Annotated in this window: 4 protein-coding genes; 3 read left to right on the forward strand and 1 reads right to left on the reverse strand. The window is 56.6% G+C overall.

Going from position 1 to position 3,994, the window contains the following annotated elements; translation table 11 throughout:
• From ACF8AM_RS13895 to ACF8AM_RS13905, 3 genes are all read left to right on the forward strand, one after another.
• The coding region (locus tag ACF8AM_RS13895) for an ATP-binding protein (protein WP_392556209.1) at positions 1-337 on the forward strand (337 nt) is incomplete at its 5' end.
• The gene (locus ACF8AM_RS13900; protein WP_392556210.1) at positions 322-1,743 is read left to right on the forward strand and encodes a sigma-54-dependent transcriptional regulator; all 1,422 of its coding nucleotides are present in this window, start codon (positions 322-324) and stop codon (positions 1,741-1,743) included. The genes ACF8AM_RS13895 and ACF8AM_RS13900, both read left to right, overlap by 16 nt.
• 592 nt (positions 1,744-2,335) lie before the next feature.
• On the forward strand, positions 2,336-3,157 hold the full coding sequence (locus ACF8AM_RS13905) for a methyltransferase domain-containing protein (RefSeq protein WP_392556211.1): 822 nt from the start codon (positions 2,336-2,338) through the stop codon (positions 3,155-3,157).
• Between the two features lie 69 nt (positions 3,158-3,226).
• On the opposite strand, the gene ACF8AM_RS13910 is transcribed toward ACF8AM_RS13905, so the two are convergent.
• Positions 3,227-3,802 carry a hypothetical protein gene (locus ACF8AM_RS13910; RefSeq protein WP_392556212.1) on the reverse strand — a complete coding sequence of 192 codons (576 nt, stop codon included), beginning with the start codon at positions 3,800-3,802 and terminating at the stop codon, positions 3,227-3,229.
• Between the last annotated feature and the right edge of the window lie 192 nt (positions 3,803-3,994).

Below are 3,994 nucleotides of genomic sequence, written 5' to 3' on the forward strand. Positions count from 1 at the left end.
CAACTCGCTTGATGCTTTGCCCGATGGCGGCGAGGTGACGATTCGTGCTGTCGCTTCTGATGGCCAACTCGCGGTGTCCGTTGTCGACACGGGCGATGGAATTCGTGATGACATGCTAGAGAAATTGTTCAGCCCGTTTTCAACCAGCAAACCGACCGGCGTCGGTCTCGGGCTAGGGATTTGCCGTCGGATTGCGAATTCGCACCATGGAGCTTTGATTGGGAAGAATCGAACTCAGGGGGGAGCGGAGTTTCGACTGACGCTGCCGTTGGCGGATCGATCGAACGACCGTCCCCATGACTCATCGAGTGACAAGGTCTCATGCAAAGTCTCTTAGTCATTGATGATGAAACCTCGATTTGCAAAGCGTTCGTTCGAGCTTTCTCGAGCGAAACGATTTCAGTGTTGACAGCCAAGGACGGTGCCGAAGGCGAACGATTGTTTACGGATGCCAAGCCAGATGTCGTCGTGATCGATTTGAGCTTGCCCGACATCAGCGGTTTGGAACTGTTCAAGCGGTTGCGTGAATTGGATGCGCGGGTTCCGTTCATTTTCATCACGGGCCACGGTACGGTGCAGTCGGCCATCGAAGCGACCAAGTTGGGCGCCTATGACTACTTGTTCAAGCCACTGGAACTGGACGAGATACGAACGCTGCTTGACAAAGCCTTCAAGCTCAGCCGGATGGTCCGTGTGCAACCGGTGCTCGCTGAATCCGATGAAGAGAAAGAATCGACCGGGGATGCAATCGTCGGCCGCTGCAACGCGATGAAGGAGGTCTACAAAGCCATCGGCCGGGTAGCGTCGCAGAACTTGACGGTGTTCTTGCTGGGCGAAAGCGGGACCGGCAAAGAGGTGGTCGCCCAAGCGATCTACCATCACAGTGCTCGGTCGACAGGACCATTCCAAGCAATCAATTGTGCTGCGATCCCGGACGCTTTGTTGGAAAGCGAAATCTTTGGTCATGAAAAAGGCGCGTTCACTGACGCACACCGGCAACGCATCGGAAAACTGCAACAGGCGGACGGGGGCACGTTGTTCTTGGATGAGGTTGGTGATATGTCGCCGATGACTCAGGCCAAGCTGCTGCGAGTGTTGCAGGATCAAACGTTTGAACGCGTCGGCGGCAACACGCCCATCCAGGTCGATGTGCGGATCATCGCGGCCACCAATCACGACCTAAAACAGTTGGTGTCCGAAGGCCTGTTTCGATCGGACCTGTATTTTCGGCTCAGTGTTGTCACGATCCAGTTGCCACCGCTGCGAGAACGTGGAGACGACCTGCGAGTGTTGGCCGAGTATTTTCTGCGACGTTACAGCAACGAGTTCGGAAAAGACATTCGGACGATCGCTCCGGAAACGTTGGACGTGCTGGGAGCGTATCACTGGCCCGGGAATGTGCGTGAACTCGAAAGCGTGATGAAACAATCGTTGCTGATTGCTCGCGGCAATGTTTTGCTGCCGGATTTCTTGCCGCCCCTGGGTGACATTCGCGAACACGCAGGGAACTCTTCGGGACCAGAGTTTCTCTCGGAAAAATTTGTTGCTGAGCGGCTCGAGGCGGGGACGGACAACTTGTATGCAGAAGCCATCTCCATCGCCGAGCGTCAACTGTTTCGTCAAGTGCTGACACACACGGCCGGCAACCAACTCAAGGCGGCGACTCTGCTCGGGATCAGCCGCGTGACTCTGCGGAGCAAGCTGAAGTCGCTGGGGATCGAAGCCGCCGACTTTGCGGGCTGAGTTCCACTTTCGCAGGAGCCCGTTGCTCTAAGATAGCCCCAGGCATCGCCTATCGAAGCTGCGCATTTGCGTGAGGCATTGGCTTTTTCATAACCCGACGCGTCAGCGAGGCGAAGTCAACATCGTTTTTCCCTCGCTGACGCTTCGGGTTTTGAGAAAAACGCAACTTCAAAACTAACGCGGCGGGTTGGGACGAGTGAACGTAGCCGGATTCGCCAAGAATTCGGATGAAAGCAGCTGTCGAGCGACGACGGCGGCGGCAGCGTGCTTGTGGATTGCCACAGAGATCAAGGATCGCACCGAGAAGGGGTTTGGAGGATGTGCGCTATTTCATCTCGGTGAACTCTGTGCTCTCGGTGGCTGAACGATATGCAGCGGGCAGGAATTGAGCATTGCTGGACGCCTCGCTTCGTTCGAAGCATCGGCTGGGTGCCATGCGAGACATGGCCTACAGTGGTGTCCCGCTTGTCTGGTGCAGCCTTGTTTGCCGAGAATAAAAATTCGAATGAGCGCGAGCCGGAAACGGCACGGGACAACCGAATTCCGGCGAATCCGGCTACGGGTGAGAGTGATATGAAAAGGATGTACAGGTTTGTTTGAGTTGCGTTGTACGGTTCGAAATTGCGAGCTGGCTTTGTCGCCGGTGGAGGGTGGGCTGCGCTGTGAGAAGCGGCATCACTTCGATCGGGCTCGCGAGGGCTATTACAGCTTGTCCCAGCCACAGGATCGCAAGTCCAAACAACCGGGCGACGCGGATGCGGCGGTGCTGGCTCGTCATCGTTGGCTTCAGCGTGGACATGCAAGCGGATTGATTGATGCGTTGCGTCCTTGGGTGGCGACTCGGAGCGACGCCAGCAACTCAAGGACGATCGACCTGGGTTGCGGCGAAGGCACCTTTGGGCCGGCTCTGTTTGGCGATTCGCCAGGCAGTTACTGCGGGATTGATCTGTCAAAGAAAGCGATCAAGTTGGCCGCTCGCGGGTGGCCAGAAGCGACTTGGGTCTGGGCCAATGCGGACCGGTCCCTGCCTTTGGCGGATGGCAGTGTGTCATGCGTGATGTCACTGTTCGGTCGTCGGCCGGTGTCCGAAATCGCTCGCGTGCTAACGGACGATGGAAAGCTGATCGTTGCCGTGCCTGGCGAAGAAGACTTGATCGAACTTCGCGAACATGTGCAGCAATCGGGGCAGCGCCGAAGTCGCTGGGAGAAGGTCGTCGACGAGATGGCCGCCAGCGGATTGAAGCTGGTTGAACATCGACTGTGGCAGCAGCAGGTTGACCTCGACAGCGATGCGATTGCGGACGCGATGGCGATGACGTATCGCGGCGTGCGGTTTTCGCAGAACGCTCGCGTGCAGACCGCCACTGCGATGCCAGTGACGTTGGCCGCTGATTTAATGCTGTTTGGGCGGTGAGGTGTAGCCGGATTCGCCCAGAATTCGGAGGGACGACGCGGAGGAACATCCGAATTCTGGCGAATCCGGCTACGAGTCTCGCTGCAACCCGTTGGACCGCAGGTAGGAAACGATCCGCCAATATCGCGTCCAATAGTCGGCGGCGAAGGGAGTTAACTCGGGATAACCGGGAACCAAGCACCCGGTGAACTTGTAGTCGGCATAGCTGTCGATTGGCACAAGACCGGCACGCTCCGGGTTCCGAGCGATGTAGTCGCAGACGGCCTCAATCGATTCTTCCTTGCATTCCTCATCCTGCAAAACGTCATCGTAGGCCTGCCCCTGCAACTCCACCTGGAGTCGCTCCAGCACATCATTGAATCGGTCGCGAAAGTGACGCATTGCAAGACGCTGATCACTGCTCTCAAACAGTCCCATCCAAAGCATATGAATGTGATCTGGCATCAAGCAATACACCGGGCAAGCGATGGCGTATCGAAAAGCGGTGTGGGTTAGAAGCTCGCGAAACTTGTAGAGCAAAATCGGTTTGCACCAGCCTTGTTTGCGGTCTTGAATGACAAGACTCCAGTGCACACAAGCATCCCCACGATAAAACTCAGGCGGGAGTCGCTTGAGGTAGGAGTACTTGTTGGACGGACGCTTCATGACCCTATTCTGAGAGCAGGTGGAAGAGCAATGCTGGTTGCGGGACCGTTTCGACGTAGCCGGATTCGCCAAGAATTCGGAAGGACGACGAGCAGAGACATCCGAAATAATGCGAATACCGCTACCGGTGGGGGCGGGAAGGAGTTTAGATTTATCCGGATTAGCCAAGAAATAGGTGGGGCGACGAGCAGG

The organism is Rhodopirellula sp. JB055 (genome assembly GCF_043100905.1).
Classification (GTDB): domain Bacteria; phylum Planctomycetota; class Planctomycetia; order Pirellulales; family Pirellulaceae; genus Rhodopirellula.

Coding starts and splice junctions, on each gene's coding strand:
- ACF8AM_RS13900 (WP_392556210.1), top strand. CDS start 322: ATGCAAAGTCTCTTAGTCATTGATGATGAAACCTCGATTTGCAAAGCG.
- ACF8AM_RS13910 (WP_392556212.1), bottom strand. CDS start 3,802: ATGAAGCGTCCGTCCAACAAGTACTCCTACCTCAAGCGACTCCCGCCT.